General features: G+C 38.3%; 18 protein-coding genes. 3 read left to right on the forward strand and 15 right to left on the reverse strand.

The genetic code is table 11. The annotated features are described in order from the left end of the window. Nucleotides 1-73 precede the first annotated feature (73 nt). Together EHS13_RS17865 and EHS13_RS17870 are read left to right on the forward strand one after the other, a co-directional pair. The gene (locus tag EHS13_RS17865; RefSeq protein WP_155701664.1) at nt 74-838 is read left to right on the forward strand and encodes an IS3 family transposase; all 765 of its coding nucleotides are present in this window, start codon (nt 74-76) and stop codon (nt 836-838) included. A gap of 187 nt (nt 839-1,025) precedes the next feature. Continuing rightward, entirely contained in the window at nt 1,026-1,277 is a 252-nt protein-coding gene (locus tag EHS13_RS17870; protein ID WP_155701665.1) for a hypothetical protein, read from the forward strand. A 1,647-nt stretch (nt 1,278-2,924) separates the two neighbouring features. On the opposite strand, the gene EHS13_RS17875 is transcribed toward EHS13_RS17870, so the two are convergent. The 6 genes from EHS13_RS17875 to EHS13_RS17900 all read right to left on the reverse strand — a co-directional run bounded on the left by EHS13_RS17875 (nt 2,925) and on the right by EHS13_RS17900 (nt 9,044). Next, nucleotides 2,925-3,425, reverse strand: a complete 501-nt coding sequence (locus tag EHS13_RS17875) for an SRPBCC family protein (protein ID WP_155701666.1) — start codon at nt 3,423-3,425, stop codon at nt 2,925-2,927. A gap of 93 nt (nt 3,426-3,518) precedes the next feature. Beyond that, nucleotides 3,519-3,854, reverse strand: a complete 336-nt coding sequence (locus EHS13_RS17880) for a DUF1801 domain-containing protein (protein ID WP_155701667.1) — start codon at nt 3,852-3,854, stop codon at nt 3,519-3,521. Between the two features lie 898 nt (nt 3,855-4,752). After that, nucleotides 4,753-5,073, reverse strand: coding sequence for an acetyl-CoA acetyltransferase (locus EHS13_RS17885; protein ID WP_155701668.1), 321 nt, complete (start codon nt 5,071-5,073; stop codon nt 4,753-4,755). Nucleotides 5,074-5,137: 64 nt separating this feature from the next. Next, on the reverse strand, nt 5,138-7,084 hold the full coding sequence (locus tag EHS13_RS17890) for a TOMM precursor leader peptide-binding protein (RefSeq protein ID WP_155701669.1): 1,947 nt from the start codon (nt 7,082-7,084) through the stop codon (nt 5,138-5,140). Beyond that, a complete protein-coding gene (locus tag EHS13_RS17895) occupies nt 7,084-8,673 on the reverse strand; it encodes a ThiF family adenylyltransferase (protein WP_155701670.1) in 1,590 nt (529 codons plus the stop codon). Before EHS13_RS17895 ends, EHS13_RS17890 begins: the two co-directional genes overlap by 1 nt. Nucleotides 8,674-8,930: 257 nt before the next feature. Further along, nucleotides 8,931-9,044, reverse strand: coding sequence for a sporulation protein YjcZ (locus EHS13_RS17900; protein WP_155701671.1), 114 nt, complete (start codon nt 9,042-9,044; stop codon nt 8,931-8,933). 199 nt (nt 9,045-9,243) lie between these two features. Here EHS13_RS17900 and EHS13_RS17905 point away from each other — a divergent pair, with 199 nt between their 5' ends. Continuing rightward, entirely contained in the window at nt 9,244-9,966 is a 723-nt protein-coding gene (locus EHS13_RS17905) for a class I SAM-dependent methyltransferase (RefSeq protein WP_155701672.1), read from the forward strand. Between the two features lie 219 nt (nt 9,967-10,185). On the opposite strand, the gene EHS13_RS17910 is transcribed toward EHS13_RS17905, so the two are convergent. The 9 genes from EHS13_RS17910 to EHS13_RS17950 form a co-directional block, all read right to left on the reverse strand. Then, nucleotides 10,186-10,695 carry a GNAT family N-acetyltransferase gene (locus EHS13_RS17910; protein WP_155701673.1) on the reverse strand — a complete coding sequence of 170 codons (510 nt, stop codon included), beginning with the start codon at nt 10,693-10,695 and terminating at the stop codon, nt 10,186-10,188. Next, nucleotides 10,577-11,905 carry an ABC transporter ATP-binding protein gene (locus EHS13_RS17915; RefSeq protein ID WP_155701674.1) on the reverse strand — a complete coding sequence of 443 codons (1,329 nt, stop codon included), beginning with the start codon at nt 11,903-11,905 and terminating at the stop codon, nt 10,577-10,579. The genes EHS13_RS17910 and EHS13_RS17915 overlap by 119 nt, the downstream gene beginning before the upstream one ends. A gap of 9 nt (nt 11,906-11,914) precedes the next feature. Beyond that, complete coding sequence (locus tag EHS13_RS17920) at nt 11,915-12,352, reverse strand: ABC transporter ATP-binding protein (protein WP_155701675.1); 438 nt, start codon at nt 12,350-12,352, stop codon at nt 11,915-11,917. Between the two features lie 20 nt (nt 12,353-12,372). Continuing rightward, complete coding sequence (locus EHS13_RS17925) at nt 12,373-14,082, reverse strand: ABC transporter ATP-binding protein (protein WP_155701676.1); 1,710 nt, start codon at nt 14,080-14,082, stop codon at nt 12,373-12,375. Between the two features lie 254 nt (nt 14,083-14,336). Beyond that, nucleotides 14,337-14,768, reverse strand: a complete 432-nt coding sequence (locus EHS13_RS17930; RefSeq protein WP_155701677.1) for a disulfide oxidoreductase — start codon at nt 14,766-14,768, stop codon at nt 14,337-14,339. Continuing rightward, entirely contained in the window at nt 14,769-15,452 is a 684-nt protein-coding gene (locus EHS13_RS17935) for a DsbA family protein (protein ID WP_155701678.1), read from the reverse strand. It lies immediately after the preceding gene. 71 nt (nt 15,453-15,523) lie between these two features. Then, nucleotides 15,524-16,240, reverse strand: coding sequence for a cytochrome c biogenesis CcdA family protein (locus tag EHS13_RS17940; RefSeq protein WP_155701679.1), 717 nt, complete (start codon nt 16,238-16,240; stop codon nt 15,524-15,526). Further along, nucleotides 16,233-16,904 carry a copper resistance CopC family protein gene (locus EHS13_RS17945; protein WP_162463156.1) on the reverse strand — a complete coding sequence of 224 codons (672 nt, stop codon included), beginning with the start codon at nt 16,902-16,904 and terminating at the stop codon, nt 16,233-16,235. Before EHS13_RS17945 ends, EHS13_RS17940 begins: the two co-directional genes overlap by 8 nt. A gap of 17 nt (nt 16,905-16,921) precedes the next feature. Further along, entirely contained in the window at nt 16,922-18,004 is a 1,083-nt protein-coding gene (locus EHS13_RS17950; protein WP_155701681.1) for a copper resistance D family protein, read from the reverse strand. Nucleotides 18,005-18,010: the final 6 nt, after the last annotated feature.

An 18,010-nucleotide genomic window follows, 5' to 3' on the forward strand; every position in this document is an offset into this window, starting at 1 on the left:
GCTCCTTCTGTCGTAAATACCTATCCACAGGGTCGGTCGCCCCGCACCTGGTTTATCTTATACAATAGAAGGAATGCCTGTAAGTGATGAAGAGATCACAGAATGGCTGATGGAATTTATAGCGGGTGAGGGAGCTGCCTATGGCTACCGCAAGCTCACCGTGCTTCTTAAAAGACGCCACAAACTTGTGATTAATAAGAAGAAAGTCTATAGGCTATGCAAGCGTATGAACGTACTACGTCCGCAGCGTAAGCTGAAAAATAAACATCCAAGAAGACTGGTTAACAACCGTTTAATCACCGGCTCTAATCAATTGTGGGAAACGGATATCAAGTATGGTTGGATTGCTGGCGAGCACCGTTTCTTCTTCATAATGAGCATTATAGACGTGTTTGATCGTGCTATTATTTCGTATCATCTTGGCTTAACCTGTGAGGCTAAACACCTGGTTCAGATCACTCAGGAGGCCCTTATGAAGCGGCAATTATTTGGTAAGCCAATGGAAGAGAAACCTTTTATACGCTCCGATAATGGTCCACAATTCATCAGCAACCTGTTTGAAAATGCTTGCGATGACTTTCAATTGATTCATGAGCGAATTCCACCTAGAACACCAAATAAGAATGCTCACATTGAATCATTCCACTCTATCTTGGAAGCTGAATGTTATCAACGCCATGAATTTGAAACGTATCCACAGGTCTATGAGATCGTTTCCCAATTCATAAAAGATTACAATCAACAACGGATTCATGGGAGTATTTATGACCTATCACCCTATGAATATATCGAAGCATTAAAGAATAATCTCGTACAGCCTAAACATATTAAGGTGTAAAACGTGAAACATGGAGCAAATAAGAGCAATATCTAGCAATTCTATGAGATCATTTCGTTAAGAGGTGTAGCGTCCAGCATAAGGGTGTTCAGCCGCTTCTATTGGTGGATATTTTGGTACAAGTTATTCATTTGAAGTCAACTTTGATTACGGAAAGACAATTTGGGAAGCAAGAGAAGAGGGTGTTTTGGAACCAGGATTAACTCTACAAATGGACAATAGGGATATTAATGCATTCAGAGAAGCTCTAAGTAAGTGCGGCATTTTAGAATGGGACAAAGAGTATATCGATCCTGATACGATTGATGGAACACAATGGAGTCTGGACATCGAATTAGAAGATAGATCAATACATATCCATGGCAGCAATGCTTATCCAAAAGAATGGAAAAGATTCTGCAAAGTTATTCAAGTATTGACTGGTAAGCCGTTTTCTTAAGCAAAAGCAATGGAGGGTCTTGAAAATCAGAAAACTAGCAGTAAATAAAAATAATTGTAGTAAATAGGCATGAGCTACTTTTTTAAATTAACTTTGGTATTATCTTCATTTTATTGACTTTATAACATATGTACAAAATCCGAATTTTGTGTATATGTGTACTGTAAAGCAATCCTACCTGTTCGTAAAGAGGAATTTCCGGGTGCGTATCAAGATCCAGATACTGTGTAATTTATTTGTTTTGTACTGATACATAACTGTTAGTTCAAAATGGAATTATTAAAATTGAATGAGACTGTTTAATAAAAAAAAATAATAACCATAGGTTTAATTATTAATAAATTGGCTATAATGAGAGTATAGTAATATAAAATTTGCACCGGTAATTAATGAAACTGATTATTATAAGATCGTAAATTTTTATGAATTTTCTTTAATATAATACCTACTTATAAACTCATTCATATTAAACTTAACACTGTTTTTTATTGAATAGAATAATCGAAATTCATTTTTATGTCTTTCTCATTCGATTTCATTCAATAGTAAGTATAAGACCTTACAAAACCATTAGTTTAAAATTGCACAATACTTTCAATGACTGTTGAAATTGATACCTAAAATCACCTATAAATCTGAGGTCTAAACTCAATTAGATAAAACTTGACGAATCTACTTATGTAGATCGTCTTTTTCTATTTTCGAAACAAAGACAATCAAATATTAACAGGCTTTTATATACCCACATGTCCGCGGACAATTAATAAACGGAGCTGCTAATGTAACTTTTTTTTTTGTAAAGTTAGTACGAAATGAGACTTCGTTGTTTATCGGCCCAAGTTTGTTTATTCGGACATTTACAAAATATGTATAATTCAGTGCCCAGTAAAAAACTTCGATATTTGTTTACATAATATATATTATCGGACTCAAATGGTGAATTTAACTTTAACACCCTTTTAAACCATTTAATTACAAAATACTATTTATTACCTTTTAATCTTCTTTTATATAAATATGTATATACTTCCTCTTTCTATTGGTGACTCACAAATGTTAATTATATATCATCTAGTGTTCTTAAAAACTTTTATTGAAAGCTCGAAATGTGTGTTCAGTTAGATCAAACACGATCTCATTCAAAAAACCGAAATTTGATTTAATAGTGTCTATTGTCATAAATGTCTGACGCTACAATCAATTTATATAGTTTCAGCTTATAAATAACCGACTATAAGCTTACGCTGTTGCTATACTAATCATTATATATCTATACATATAATTAATGTTATTAACAATAAATTCATTATATATCCAATCCCGTGCTTGATCCACCATATTAAGCTTGGTAATTAAGCCGAAATTCTAATAAATCATTTACTATTTAATTGCATAATAAATGCTCATATAGTCATGTAAATACAGATTTTTGTAACACAAATGTGAGCACATAAAAATAAAAAAGCTTGATTTCTCAAGCTTTTCACGAAATATTTATGTCCCCAGATTTGTGTCGCTGGATAACCAATAAAATATTACCACTCTAAATATATTAAACCTATGAATTCATTGACATCTTAATTATTGATTGTTAAAGATAATTCTACGGGTTTGCCCCGCGGCTTCCTTATCACCAATCGGAATCGCTTATTGTTGACTTGCCAAGTAATTGTCAAGTTGCTCGAACGTGCCTTCGAACCCTTGAGCAACCATCGGCGACATCGCATCAAATGCAGCTTGCTCCTCATCGGATGCATTGAGCGGGCCGCCTTGCAGCGTCAGCACAGTTTTTCCTTCGCGCTCTTCAAGTGTCAGGATGTTAAGAATTTCAAGCGGCCAGTTAGGATTAAACGGTGCGCGGACAGTGTTTCCTGTCTCATCAGAGAACGATTGCACCCAAACGAGTTTCTCTGGCGGTTGGACTTCTTGGTAAACGAACTTGCCCCACATCTTGTGCTGCCCGTCTGGAGACTTCTGGCATCCGAGAAACATGCCACCTGACCGGACGTCCATCTTTGTCACTTCCAGCGAAAAGCCCTTGGGACCCCACCAGTTGCCAAAGTGCTTGGGTTCCGTCCACACCTGATACACAAGTTCGCGTGGCGCATTGAACTCACGTCTTAATAAAAGACCTTGTTGACTACTCATTCAAATTCCTCCTTGGATTTTTATGAATCTCTGACCATATTTAAGTTAATCGGAAAGGCGATCGAACCGTTTTCGCCCACGAATTGATTCCAGCTACAGTGTGCTGGAGGCTTGCTTCAGAAGTCCGGACAGCATGGCAAGATCCGGCGTGTCGCCTTCCCGCATTTTGATCCATTTCCGTTCGGCAGGTCCATCAAACCCTTTCGGAAAGTCGATGCCGTTCGCATTCATGACCATAAATGCAATGGCATCTTTGGAAGGTGAAATGACTGCTGCATAATGCCCATTTTTCAGAAAATGCGGCTTCTTGTACTGAATGCGTTCTTCGGCTTCCGGAATCGTCTCATGGACCATGTCCCGCAAGGTCGAACTGATGTCGGTCTGCCATTTGGGCAGGTTTTCGATATAGGCTGTAACTTCCTGATTCATACTTCTTTTCCCTCCAAATTGGATAGTATATTGCTTGTGTTTAAATATACCATTATGAGTATATTCCCGTCAAGGAATGTTGTAATTGATTCTTTTCACAGGAAAAGACAAGATGCTTTTGCCGGAAAACTTCCACTTGCTACCCATAACTCCGAACCGTCTCACGACGTGTTTGCTTGTAGCCTCTTTATTCGGCGTGCCTGCGTTGATCAGCCTTTTGCGTTCTCCTCCCTCATCATCTACGCGCGGTAGTCGGGTGGCGTGCCATCGGCGATCGCAGCTATTCCCGCGGTTCTGCGGCTATTTAATCATTCGTACTGATCAAAGTATTAGAATTTAAATAGATTTTTTTTCAATTACTTTTTTAAAAGAATTTAATTAATACGGTTAAATATATCCAATAAATAACCGAGGAAGCAAAGATTGATACAAAATTTTTTAACTTATTTTAGCAACAATAGAATCATTACCATTCATTCGACGTTGTTCAACATTGCAGAAACTTTCAACTCATTTTCTTTTGCATTAGTTAATGTGATTAAACATTAACTTTAGAACAGTGTGAAAACAATGCACCCGAATTCCCAAGGTACTATTATTGTTTTTATGTAATGGAGGAACATCTTCGGAAACTCACTTACTCAGCAAATCGCTATGTTCAACTACTAGCCCCTTGAGCAGCCCAAAGCGCATATTTCCGGGCTGCGAGGCACCGAAAGGAGTAAGGTATGAAGAGGCAGAGATACTCTCCTAGCCTATCTGATGGTATGTTGGGATGAATTTGTGACCACCTCCTCTCTTAAACTTTTTTAATTCTTGCACCACAACCAACTATCATTTGTTTTAAAAACATTACACAAAAAAAGACCCTCCTAAAGAGAGTCTAGATAGATTTCCTCTAAGTTGACATCAAAGTAATAACAAGTAATTCAAAAAGTACTAACGGAAGAATTACATTATTATACTGATATTGCTGATATAACTGATTAAATAATGGTCGTTGATAAGGAGGTTGGGCTACGCATAGATATAATAAACTACCTTCAATATTTACAATAATACCATCATAAGTCTGACCATCTAACATTTGAACTCTTACGGGTTGGTTAATATATGGCCTTGTTACTGTATGCAATTGATCTCTAATAGATTTTAAAGCTTGCACAGTGTTTGGGGTAGCCTGATATAAAACTTGTTGTTGGGCTGGATTTACACTCATTAAATATTCCTCCACATAATAAATTTTACTTTACCATATGCTGATGCCTATAGAATGGTTCGTTTTATAGAAACGGATGTGGGTGCGAATTAAGTTGTTCAGACGTTAGTGGTTGTTGCATATACCCAAGTTCCACTGGTATGCGAAATACTCTCTCTAGCCCTAGAACTCGAGTAAGTTGATGTCCAAACGTCATCGGCAGCATCCCAGGAATCAGTACTTTTACACAATAGAGCCCATTTTTCAAAGTTTCTGGTGATGTCTGATCTACTACAATTACATTGAGATTCAAATTGCGGAATACTTGAAGAATGTCCTTCAAATCATCGGTCAAATCCAGATGATTTGTTTTTATCTTGAATTCCTCCTCAAAAGTTCGTAACGGAAGTTGTTTATCCAATAAAAATTGCAGTCTTTCTTCCGCTTCCGGCAAGCTGTACAACATTAAATGATCCTCCATTTGCTGGACCAAAAACGGATCATGCAGCATTTGTGCAAATTCATCAAGGCCTGCTTCAAATCTTTCATGCCTCACTAACATCATGCCGGCTAATTCGTGAATCGCACTTTTTGCGGCACGTACGGGATCTAAATGAGCTCCTGCCGTACAAAAAAGATTCATTTTTCCCGGATTTCTGCTTTTCGCCAACGCCCATATACTTGGAATTCCATTCTCCATCGTGATGTTAAACAAATACACCTCATAATCGGTGATCGCCTGCAACCTTTCCACCATCAACTGTAGTTCCAGATTGTTAGAAGAATAAGGATTCAATCGTGGGACTGGCAGCTTAGCATACCAAGTCATCAGGAACGCATCGCGTTCCACCACTTCCATAATCCCATGGAAAATTGCTTCCTCTAGACTCCCCCCAATTGCACATCCGTTGGAGCCTTCTTGGACAAAACTATCCCCATAATTTGAACTGTAATAAGCAAGATTCTCTGGAACAAGGATGGGACACTCTTGAAAAAAAGAATAGCCCCAAACCCAATCCATTGGACGGTCAGGATCAAAAGGCTCGAATGGGAAATCAGGCAATGCGTACTGTTCCTTCGTATATAATCCTGTCTTGACTGGATCGAGTGCTTGTTCTTTAAGATTGTTAAAGCTGTCGCAGATCACAGTTCGTTTGCTATGAGGAAACTGACCGCAATACCGCTCCAATCCTTCCAATATAGCAGTCAATTCGCTTTCAGAATAAGAATGGCTTCGTCCACCTGTCACCTCATCCTCTGTCATAAACAAAGGCAGATTCACATTAACTCCTGAAAACGGTGACGTGAGGTCTTGCATTTTGGCATTAAGAAGGCCGGTTCTCGAATCCAGATAGTGTTTGAGCATAACTTCCTTAAGGTGTTCTAATGAACGACAGCGATAACTTTCCTGACTTATCTTAGGGCTCGACTCCAATGAAATCTGGGCAGCCGTCCATGAATCATCTGTCATTTGTCCGCATATGGAGCAAAAGGGATCAGGCAAAAAGAAATGGAGCGAGCTCTTCAACGTTTTCAGGTTAATTAAATACATGTGTTCTATAGTTTGTGCTCTTTTGTCCTCCATCACTCTATGCGTCTCAGCTAAAACCAAGTGAGCTACATGCCAAATTCCGGAATGCGATATTCTTGTATCATTGAGATTTTCCTGTGATTCCTGAAACTCATTTTGAAAGTCCGCTAGAACTTTGGTGTTGTTTCTTGCTCTAAGATGCCGGTTATCTGCACACAGCGAACACCCTGGTATGTTCGGATGAACCATAGGCCCGACCACGCCCTCGTCAAATGAAACAAAACCTCGCAGCCAAGGGATACCAACAGCTCGCAGCTCCTCTTCAGCTTTAAGATACATGGATGAATCCTGATTATCATTTAGCATTAAAACCAATTCACTCGCTTTAGGTACACCTGCTGTAAAATCAGTTTGACGAAACACATCATAGTGCTCAGATAGTTCTCCACACACGAAATCAGCCAACATTCCATCTCCGACAACTGCAATGACAGCACTCACTAGCATACATCCTCTCGAAGCAGCATTCCAAATACTTTTACTGGCTCATTTTTCAAAAACGGTTCCAGTTCTAGATCGAATACATAAAGATGTTTGTTGTTTAACGCCAAGATTGACAGGGAAGTCTGCAGAACTTCCGATTGAGCTGTTGTGTTCTTGAAAGAACGAATTACGAGATTGAGCGGCGTCACTTTTTCTATATCTACCAAGGAATCCTTAATCCCCTGTGGGGCGAAGCAAACTGTTTGGTTTTGTACCTGTCGCAGTGCTTGTTTCATTGCATTTCGTAGCGCGATCGTCATATTTAGTCCTACACAACTATACCAATATCCACCAGAACCTACATATAGCACCGGAAAACCGAAAACATTCTCACCCAAGCCAATCTTCGGTGTTGCCTGCATCTTACTCAGAGCATTCCAATAATACTCGCATTGTTTATCTTCTATTGCATCAAGCTGCACTTGTTTAAGAGAATGAGTTTGATTCGAATGCCGCTTAATCAGTTCTTCATTCAAACACTTTTGCAACCCCCGGCATACGCCTTCGGCAAATGTTTCGCCTGCACCGAAAGCTACGAATTCCTGAGGCTTTATCATCCCAGGCACTATTTTCTGATTGTAATGAAGCGACGTTACAAGTAAGCGGGTCATTCGTGAGATATACGCTTCAACTCCAACCAGACCCGCTTCCCTGCGAGCTTCCTTGTGGGTGAATTCGGAACATACAATGTCATTCATAAGATCGGCTGGTCCCTCTGATAGGAGGTCTGCTACCTGAACACGGCACTGAGAGAGCGGAAGCTGCGTCAAATCCCCTTCTTCCCAAATTTGAAAAATTCCTGATACTGCCGATGTCATTTGGTAAAAGAACTGAAGCAATACATCCGGATCACTGTTACCTGCATCCTGCTCTACCCGTTGATTGATATCCAACACCCATTTAGCTGACACACGCTCGTTTACTAGTGGATGAGGTACAAAGAAATGCACATCCCCTTCCAAAGTATCCATATCAAGTAGAAAAAAATTATGTTTAAGTTCGGATTCGGTTGCTCTCATAACCGCTTTTAACAGCTCAAATACGATTATATTCGCCAATAGCGCCCCAGCAGCGGAAGAAAAAGCAGACAACTGCATTTTTTTGTAAAGCGCTGTTCTGTGTATACGACGCCACGATGACTCCCAACATCCTTCTACACCGGGTTTTACCATTGGTCCGACAAGACCAGACTGTCCTATGCATATGGCAGAGATGAACATTTTCTTCTCCTCCCTGCAGATAGTATGAATAGACCGCAGTTCCTTGATATCTCCTTCCTGCGAGACATATAAGATGGTTTGAAATGGCTTTATGACCTCATGCAAATATTCCGCTTTATCCTTCTGGAAGGGAATTTCTTCTATTGATGTTTCAGGGTCGGTTCGATAAAATTGTTCGACCAATTTCGCTAACCGTTGCCGATCAGTTAGAACGGAGTCCGTAATCAGCACATGGAACTTGCATAATCCAGATTCTAGTAACGATGCAATCAGTGAGAGCAAAAAAGGACCGCAGCCAACAGCCAATACCTTATGATCTTGATTCACAATTCGTCCTCCGATAAACAGTAATATTTCATCATTCTTTAGTTGATGTTAAACACTCAATAATTATTATAAATATGTAAGAAATTGTACTTTCATTACGCTTTCCCAAACATGCAAAACACTATAAATAAAAGTAAAAAGACTTCCCCCTCTGTAATATCAGAATGGGGACAGCCTCTTTTGAAATAATTATGAATTCCATATACTTGTAACTGTTGTTATGACATAGTTCCTGCCTCTACAATTCCCTTGAGTTCTTAAACAAAGAATCCAGCAGATAGGATAATAACTAGAAGAATATACAGAACCAAAATAGCTGCTGTACTAGTGCCCAAACCCAAACCACCACAGCTTCCTGCAACAACACCCATAGTTTACACCTCCAAGCGTTCAGTATATTTTTATTGTATGTTTGATTTGTTAAAAATCTTGGGTGTATGCATATTTTTTTGTGTCTAATTTATTTTTGAAAATTAAATATGGCCATATATTTTTATATGGGCATTGCACCCTATCATTTTCCCCAGGTCTTACATAAGTTAAATGAAAAATCAAACTGGGGGAATTTAAGTGAGTTATTTGAAAATGTTGTCACAATTCGGTGCTAGCAGCGCACATCCCGGTGGATTTTCTGCTACTTTAGAGCAACTCCAACATTTTAATATTTCAAAAGAGAGTAACATTTTAGAGGTAGGCTGTGGCACTGGACGAACCTCTTGTTTTCTATCTAAGAATGGATATCAGATAACAGCAATCGATATTGATACGGATATGCTCAAAAAGGCAAAAAAAAGAGCAGAAGCCCAAGAACTGAATATAAATTTTGTAGAGGCTGATGTTTGTTGCTTGCCATTCAAAGATAATCAATTTGATGTCATCTTAGCTGAATCTGTTACAAATTTTGCTGATTATCACACAGCACTTTCCGAATATTATCGTGTGTTGAAATCTGGGGGAACTTTATATGACCGAGAAATAGTCGAAGTAATACCTATTCCTTCCGACTTGAGACCTCCATTGTTTGATTTCTTTGCATTTAGACAACTTGCTTCGCTTGATCAATGGAAGTCATTACTTAACAGCATTAAATATAATCATGTATCCAGCTGGGATTATTCATTACTTGTATTGGATAATAGGGATCAAGTAAACCATCCGGACGAATTCCAGTATCCAGATAGTCATATTTTCACAAATTTTCAAGCTCTTCAAACTTCATTTGAGTACATCGATTTTATTAATACTTATAAAGAATACTTAGGTTCTGTTGTTTTAATTGGTTCAAAGCCATAAAGATTAGGTTGAGATCGTCTTGGAAAACTAAGAAAAATATCATTTAAACGTAAGTGCAAATCGTTCCCAATTTCAAATAACTTCATATGATGTGATATGTGAGCTCCATCCACCGACTCTCATATTTCTTCCCATTCTTCAATCCGAATTAGACGGTTGCGTTCATTGCTCCGTCTATTTTCATTTATCTCACTAATTGGTTCAATCTCTATTCTAGCATCAAATATTTATTGACATATAGTTCTTTCCTTCAACAAAACCAAGAATTTCATACAACGGTTTAGCCATATCAGACGAATGTAGCAGAATTTTTCTAATTCCTTGTGTCTTTAAATCGTCTATTGCTTCACTAACAAGTTTGGATACTATACCTTGACGACGGTAATTTGGGATTGTGAAAACATTAGCCATATAGGCAACCAATCCAGAAGGATTTTCAAATCGTGGTGCAAATCTACATAAGCAAAAACATACTGTTGATACAACCACTCCGTCATCATCAGCAACCCATACAACGAGTGACTTGTCTGATAATGAGGAAACAAAGTACTTTCTAAATGTTTCATCCATACTACTGTTGTCCTCATGACATAGCAATATCTTACGAAATTTAATTAACTGCGGGATATCGGTTGTAATAGCTTTTCGAAACAGCATGATTGACTTCCTTGCTGTATTGATTTTGAAAAAGAAAATCATAGGTTTCATTTCTGTTACATAGGTTTTCATGGGTATCAAAAGCAACCATCACTCCATCTTTTAAAACCATCACCTTGTCGCAGTCCAAAATAGTAGATAAACGGTGAGCAATGGAAATCATGGTTTTCCCCGCTGAAAGGCTCTTGAGTTCTGTAATTATGTCATTCTCATTTTCGTTATCAAGCGCGCTTGTACTTTCGTCAAAAATGATGATGTCCCAATCCTGTAAAAAAGCACGGGCAATAGATAAGCGCTGTTTCTGGCCACCTGAAAGTTTTACACCTTTTTCTCCGATTATCGTATCCAATATATTCGGCAATGTTTCAATGAAATCATAAATACTCGCTCTGTGGCAGCACTCTATCAGTTCCGCATCGGTTGCGTCAGCTTTTGCCAGGAATAGGTTTTCTCTGATCGTCATATTGAAAAGAACGGGTTCCTGCGCAACTATACTCACTTTTTCTGGCACACTCTCGCTGTTTACAGTATTTATATCAATGCCGCCAATGCGGACAGTACCACCTTGCGGTTTAATCTGTGCTGTCAACAGTTTAGCGAGTGTAGACTTGCCGCTGCCGCTTTCTCCTACGATTGCCAGGTGCTCGCCCTTACTCACAGTGAACGAAATATCGTCAAGAACCAATGAATCTTTTCCCTCATAGGTAAATTTCAGATTTTCAACATTTATGTCTGTTCCTTCAATATGCTTATATGGCTTCTTGCCTGCTTCTAAATTCAGTATCTCGATCACTTTTTCGATTTTCACCGAATCATTCTTAAAATTCATCATGGAATTACTAATGCTTTCTATACACCCGAAAAACTGCCCGTAAAAGCTGATGAAAACGAGCAGCACACCGACTTCCGAGTAACCCTTAATTACAAATAATCCGCCAATAAAATAGATAAACAGCTGGGTAATAAAGTTCTTCGTGAAGAAAGAGTATGTAATCCCTAGATGCAAATAGAGTTGATTAATAAACCAAATTCGGCTTATCTTCTTGTAGTGTCCGTTTAATTCATCAAATTGCGCCTCTTCAAGGTTGTTGATCTTGATATCTTTCCAATTTTGAAAATTCGCGTGTAAAAAAGTTTCATATTTTGTTTGCAGTTCCCATATTTCCTCTCCGGCTTTCTTCGTTTTTCCTCCCCAAAAATTAACCGTTATAATGGATATCGGAACAAAAATAAAACTGAGGAGCGCGATTCGCCAGTCGTAACTTAGTAAAATAAGCGCCAACGCAACCGCTTAAACGACGGCGTAGATAAACTCCAATACATGGGTCTCAAAAAAATTCCCAGCAACCACAGAATCGTTATCAATCCGACTTTTAACGTCACCAATGCTATATTTACTATATACATTAGTATCAAGTCTGGTATATTTTTTCAGCAATTTAATCTTTATTCTCAGGTCATATTTCAATATTAACCGGTTTGAAAACTTCTTGCTGACTGCGATCCCCATTGTCGCAAACAGGAAAACAGCCAGATAACCGATAATGACAGGCCAAAGCTCATTCATATCCTTATCTACTAAAACGCGATTAACCAAAAACGAGTACAAGAACAAAGGGATAAGCCCAAATATTAAGTTCCACACCTTGAAAAAGCCGAGCGCTATCAACGGCTTTTTAATGCCGTCAATATCCCGGGTTAATGCCTTAAATGTTTCCAACCGTTTCATGCGACTTCACCTCCAATGCACTATTCGTGGAATAAATTTATATACGTTTCATTGCTTTTTATCAGTACGTCGTGAGAATCATAGCCTTTGATAACGCCGTTCGCAAAAACCGCGATTTTATCACAGCTTTTAATAGTGGAAAAACGGTGGGCGATTATAATTAACGTCCGATCTTTCGACATATTACTCATCACGTTCTGAATAAGCGCTTCGTTCTGGCTGTCGAGGGACGATGTGGCTTCGTCGAAGATCAAAATCTTGGGATTCTTGACTAATATCCGCGCGATAGCCAGACGCTGCTTCTGCCCGCCGGATAATTCTTGCCCTTCAGTTCCCAATAGAGTATCCAGCCCGTTCGGGAGTGTCAGGAAAACCTCATAAAGGGCAGCTTTCTTAATAGCTGCCATCAATGCGTTATCATTATCCTTGTTATTTGAAAAAGATAGATTGTAACGCAGAGTGCCATCATAAAGAATAGTCTCCTGATGGACAATACCCACTTGGCTCCGCAAGCTATGCAGGTTATATGTATTGACATTCATGCCATCAATCATAAGCTCGCCGCCGTCAACGTTATATAATTTGTATAGCAGGTTCGCCATCGTCGTTTTACCCGCGCCGCTCTTTCCGACAAGCCCAATCGTGCTTCCAGCATCAATGCGAAGATTAATCCCGTTCAGAATAGGTTTATCTTCGGTGTACCCGAATGTGACGTTGATAAATTCAATAGTGCCATCCTTTATTTGTTTCGGATGTTGGCTTTCATTGTAATCCTCTTCATCTTCATTCAAAATATCCACGACTCGTTGTACAGAGACCATTTGCTTCCCGGCTTCAACGATCTTGCCGTTAATGGAACTGAAGTAGTTTACAGCCATATTGAAATAGCTTATGGCGGCTACAAATACGCCGAGCTGCATATGGCCTTTAACAATGAAATAGGCACAGATCAGAAATATCAACAGCTGTGCGATAAGCATGATGAACGAATTAATCCTTTCTGTCGTAACCTCGATTCTTCCGTTTTCCACGAGCTTTTTATTGATGAAAGTCGTTTTGCTTGCATATACTCTCGTTACTTTTTTACTTGCGTTAAGAATTTTTATCTCCTGCAAATTTTTCGCAATTTCGAATAAGTAAGAGGATAGTTTGCCCTGTTCTTTAGCTATATCGTTGTTGATATTTTGCGATTTTTCCTTGAAATGCTTCGAGGTGAAGAATACGATGGGTACCAGAAAGACTGTCAAAGCACCCAAAAGTATATTGTAGTAAAACATGAAGAAGACAGCGAATCCGATATGCAAAAGGTTGGAATATCCCCAAAGACCGCTCAAGAATACGAGATTCATAAATTCCGTGGAATCATTGTTCATTCGACTGATCATATCACCGCTGTACATCCCGGAGAGGTCTTTCCCTTTTTTATGCAATATCTTTTTGAAAAGAGCCCGCCGTATATCAAAGACAAAACCCGTCATCAAATGTGACGAAACGAGATTGTTTAATGTCGTTAAGACAAACTGATTGAAAATAAGGATGCCCGCATAGATCAAGCACAAATTCATAAAGGCGTACATGTCTTTATCATAAAAAGCGATATTAATCACTTTTCCGCTGAGAAACGGAAAAATCATATTAATCATCGTCGATAATGTAGTGAAGACGAACCCTAGTAATAACACCCATTTGTGCATCACCATGAATTTAGTGACCCATTGCCTTTTTGTCATGAACTCAACTCTCTTTTCTATAGAAAATCTTCTCTTGCTTTCAATTCGACAAATTAGAATAATATCCCTTTTTAAATCGATATATATACCATCTACTAATCTTTGTAGTTTAAAAATAATGTAATAAATAATAGTCAAGTATGCGAAATAAAAATAACCCTCCTCACACCTTCTGAGGAGAATTATCCTATAGATTAATTTTGTATTAATTCTTGACTATAATATAAGGGAAATCAGCAGAATAGCAACCGAATTTAGTCATCTTTCTTAGTATAAATCATGAGTAAGGTAATTAGACAAAACGCAATCAAGGCCAAAAATGGAATCGTAATAAAACCAAGCCAATTTATATAGTCTACATTGCATGGAACACCTTTTGAACAAGTCTTAATTGCCGACATAGCCGGCACCTTTTGCTCCAAATAATGAAAAATCGATATGCACCCTCCAATAATGGATAATGGCAATACAATTCTTTTCATATTTTTGTTGTTATCATAGGCTGCAATTCCAAGAATAATGGCAAGCGGATACATGGCAATTCGTTGATACCAACATAATTCGCATGGAATGTAACCCTTGATTTCGCTAAAATACAGGCTTCCAAATGTGGCTGCAAGGGAAACGATCCAAGCCAAATATAAAGTATAATCTTGCAGATTAAAATTTCTTTTCAATGTCTCCATTTATTGCCCTCCCAATCCCTGTTCAATAATTGAAACTAAATTATCATAATCGAAAGGATTTGCCACCATAGTTCCATTTACTATTATGCTTGGTGTATTCTGTACATTAAACTCTTCTCCCAAGCTGATATCCTGATTTACCTGGGGCAGTGTTGTTTGATTTTTAATATCCTCTTCCAACTTCTTTAGATCAATTTGAGGGGTATAAGATTTAGCGATTCCCAAAAGTTTTTCTGGTGTGATCCAAGCATCATCATGAGATTGCTCGGGTGGCTGCGCTTTAAATACTTCCTTGTGAAATGTCCAATAAGCTTGTGGATCTTGAGCAAATACAGATTCAGCAGCAATAGAAGCCAGTTTGGACTCTTCCCCATGGAAAGTGACATTTCTATACGAAAACTTTACTTTCCCTGTGTCAATATAATCCTTAGTTAATCGTGGGAAGATTTGTTCTCCCCATGCTTTACATGCAGGACATTTATAATCTCCAAATTCTACAATGGATACTTTTGCATCAGCCTTTCCTAAAATAGGTTGGTTTTCGAGTGTTGGTTGATTATCAAAAGCAATGTTGCCGCTCGATTTATCTGTTGCTTTATTAAGAATGAATAACGATATCATGAGTATCAAGAAGACAAGCGTAAATATAACTAGGTTTTTAGACAGGTTTTTCTTTTTTTTCATAACTTACACCTCGCTCATATTATTTGAGTTCAAAACCATTAAATTGTGATACTATTTCAATTAAATAAAAGCTAAAACCCGGTAAATCCACCATACAAACGAATAAACCAGATGGTGATTCTTGTCATTTGATCAAAATACAACAATACACCAGTAATAAGCATTAATCCTCCGCCTATTTTCATCATGCTATTGGAATATTTCAGGATCCATTTTACTTTCCCTATAAAAAAAGCCATGATAAAAAATGGAATTGCAAACCCCAAAGTATATGCAGTTATATAAAGAATCGCCTGATCCGGTTTGGTAACACCGAGGGCTAATATAGAAGATAAAATAGGACCTACACAAGGCATCCATCCTGCCGAAAAGGTCATTCCAATTAGAAACGAACCCAGGTATCCGACTGGCTTGTTATTAAATTGAAATCTTTTTTCTTTCATTAATAATGAAGGTTTAAACACACCGAGGAGAACTAATCCCATAAGAATTACAAAAATGCCACCTAGCTGCCGGATTAAATCCCTATTTGCACCAACGAACAAACTTCCAATCCAGCTTGCAGACAATCCCATAGCGAAAAAAATGATTGAAAAGCCCAATACAAAGAAAAAGGTATGGGTGAATGCTCTCCTTTCAAATATACCCTTTCCTTCACGTAAGTCTTTTGCAGAAACACCGGTAATGTAAGACAAATAAGACGGATACAAAGGTAAACAGCATGGTGAGATAAAGGATAAAAAACCTGCACCTAATGCTAACCATACCGTTAAATCAATATTATTCATTTTTCTTCTTCCCCTGCTTCATTACACGTATCGCTGAAAATATAAGTAAACCAGCTACAAGGAACCCTCCAATTAGTAAAAATAGTATTTTGTTGTTCCCAGATTCGTCTTCCACAACGGGGTCCTTCACACTATCTTCAACTGCTTGTACATCTGTTTGTGAATTATTATCCATACTCGGACTTAGCGGTTCAGTTTGTTTTGGTGTTATTGTAGGTGTTAGTGTTGGTGTTATCGTTGGAGTTGGTGTTGGAGTTTTTGTTGGCTCGACTACAGCTTTTTCAACCCTAAAAGAAAATTCTCCCTTAATGGGGTGACCATCAGTACCAACAATATTCCATTCAACTTTATAGGCTCCATTCAGTAAGGGTTCTTTTAGCAAACCCTCCATGGTTTTACCTTCAAAACGTGGTGGACCGATCTCAATTGCTTGATTATTCTCATCGTAGACTTTAAAACTGCTCAGTTTTTCCACTTTCGATTCAAACATCATTGTAATTTTTTGAAGGTCTTCCTTAATAATATCTCCATTTTTAGGAGTCGATGTGTCCAAACCTGTATGAGCCATTACGGTAGAAGGCACAAGTATGAGTGCTATAAATATCAATCCAATCCAATAAGACCCTTTCATTTTACCAACTTGTTTATCTGCCATTTTCATCATAATTTCCTCTCTTATATTTAGTTTACGGACAACATTAAGGATATATAGGCGGTTATTACAAAACATACACTAGCTATCAAAGTGAGGAAGCTGCGATATCCTTTAAAATAAAATACGGTACCGGCAATAAGGAACAAACAAGCTAAAAGAGCAAGTAAAATGCTGGTAAGGTTGAAATCAAGTAGGAGCAATTTTTTTGGATCAACTCCATTGGGATGGAAAGCTAGAAATAATTGGGAAGGTTTATTCTCATTCAGCGTTAATGCTACATCATGTGGTGGAGATTGTTGACCCAAATAACCTGTAATTGTAAAGATACATAAGGTAATAACACTTTCCGTTCGTACCCATGGAATAGGATTATATTGTGGTACCTGTTGGAATTTCCTTTTGATGAAGAAACCATTGTAAGATGCAAAAACGAGCAAGGGGATAATAAATAAATGCTTGATTAACAGAGCTTGGCCGTAAGGTAACACCCAAGATCCCACGTATTGAGGTGCCAAGTATTGCGTAATAAGCCACCCCGTGAAGAGCACAGCCGTAACACATATTATTGATAAAGGTGTATACCATTTCAAGAAAGCCAACCAGTTTCTGTGATCCTTCGCAAACCAACCTGTAACGAACAGCAACCCCATCCATACAGAGACAGCTAAAAAATGAACCGTATGTGCTAAGAATCCGACCTCTCCGTATTTACTTGCTACATGACTAGACCAGCCTAGAGCTAAAACCATCAAAAGGGTAAGTAAAAGCGAAAGTACAAGCAGTGTTGGTTGATTTCGGATATCATATACCGTAAGGATAATGAGCAAAATAATGGATAATGCAAGCGTCCATAAAAATGCCTTCCCTTCTTCGAATGTAAATAGCACACTCTTAAATGTTATCCAGAACCCAAGATCCGAGGCAAAGTATGAAATGATTCTCCAGACCGGCATAAAAGATAATATAGCAACCCCAACAACTGCAAGTGGGAGCACCCATTTCGGCACTTGTACATTAGGCTGCTTATTTGCTGGGATTGCCAAGGACAACAAGCCACCAATCAGCAAAGCAAAACACAAGTATAAAAAAGCATCACTAACAAAAGTCATGTTCTA

The sequence above is a fragment of the Paenibacillus psychroresistens genome (assembly GCF_009728935.1).
In the GTDB taxonomy this organism is placed as follows: domain Bacteria; phylum Bacillota; class Bacilli; order Paenibacillales; family NBRC-103111; genus Paenibacillus_AC; species Paenibacillus_AC psychroresistens.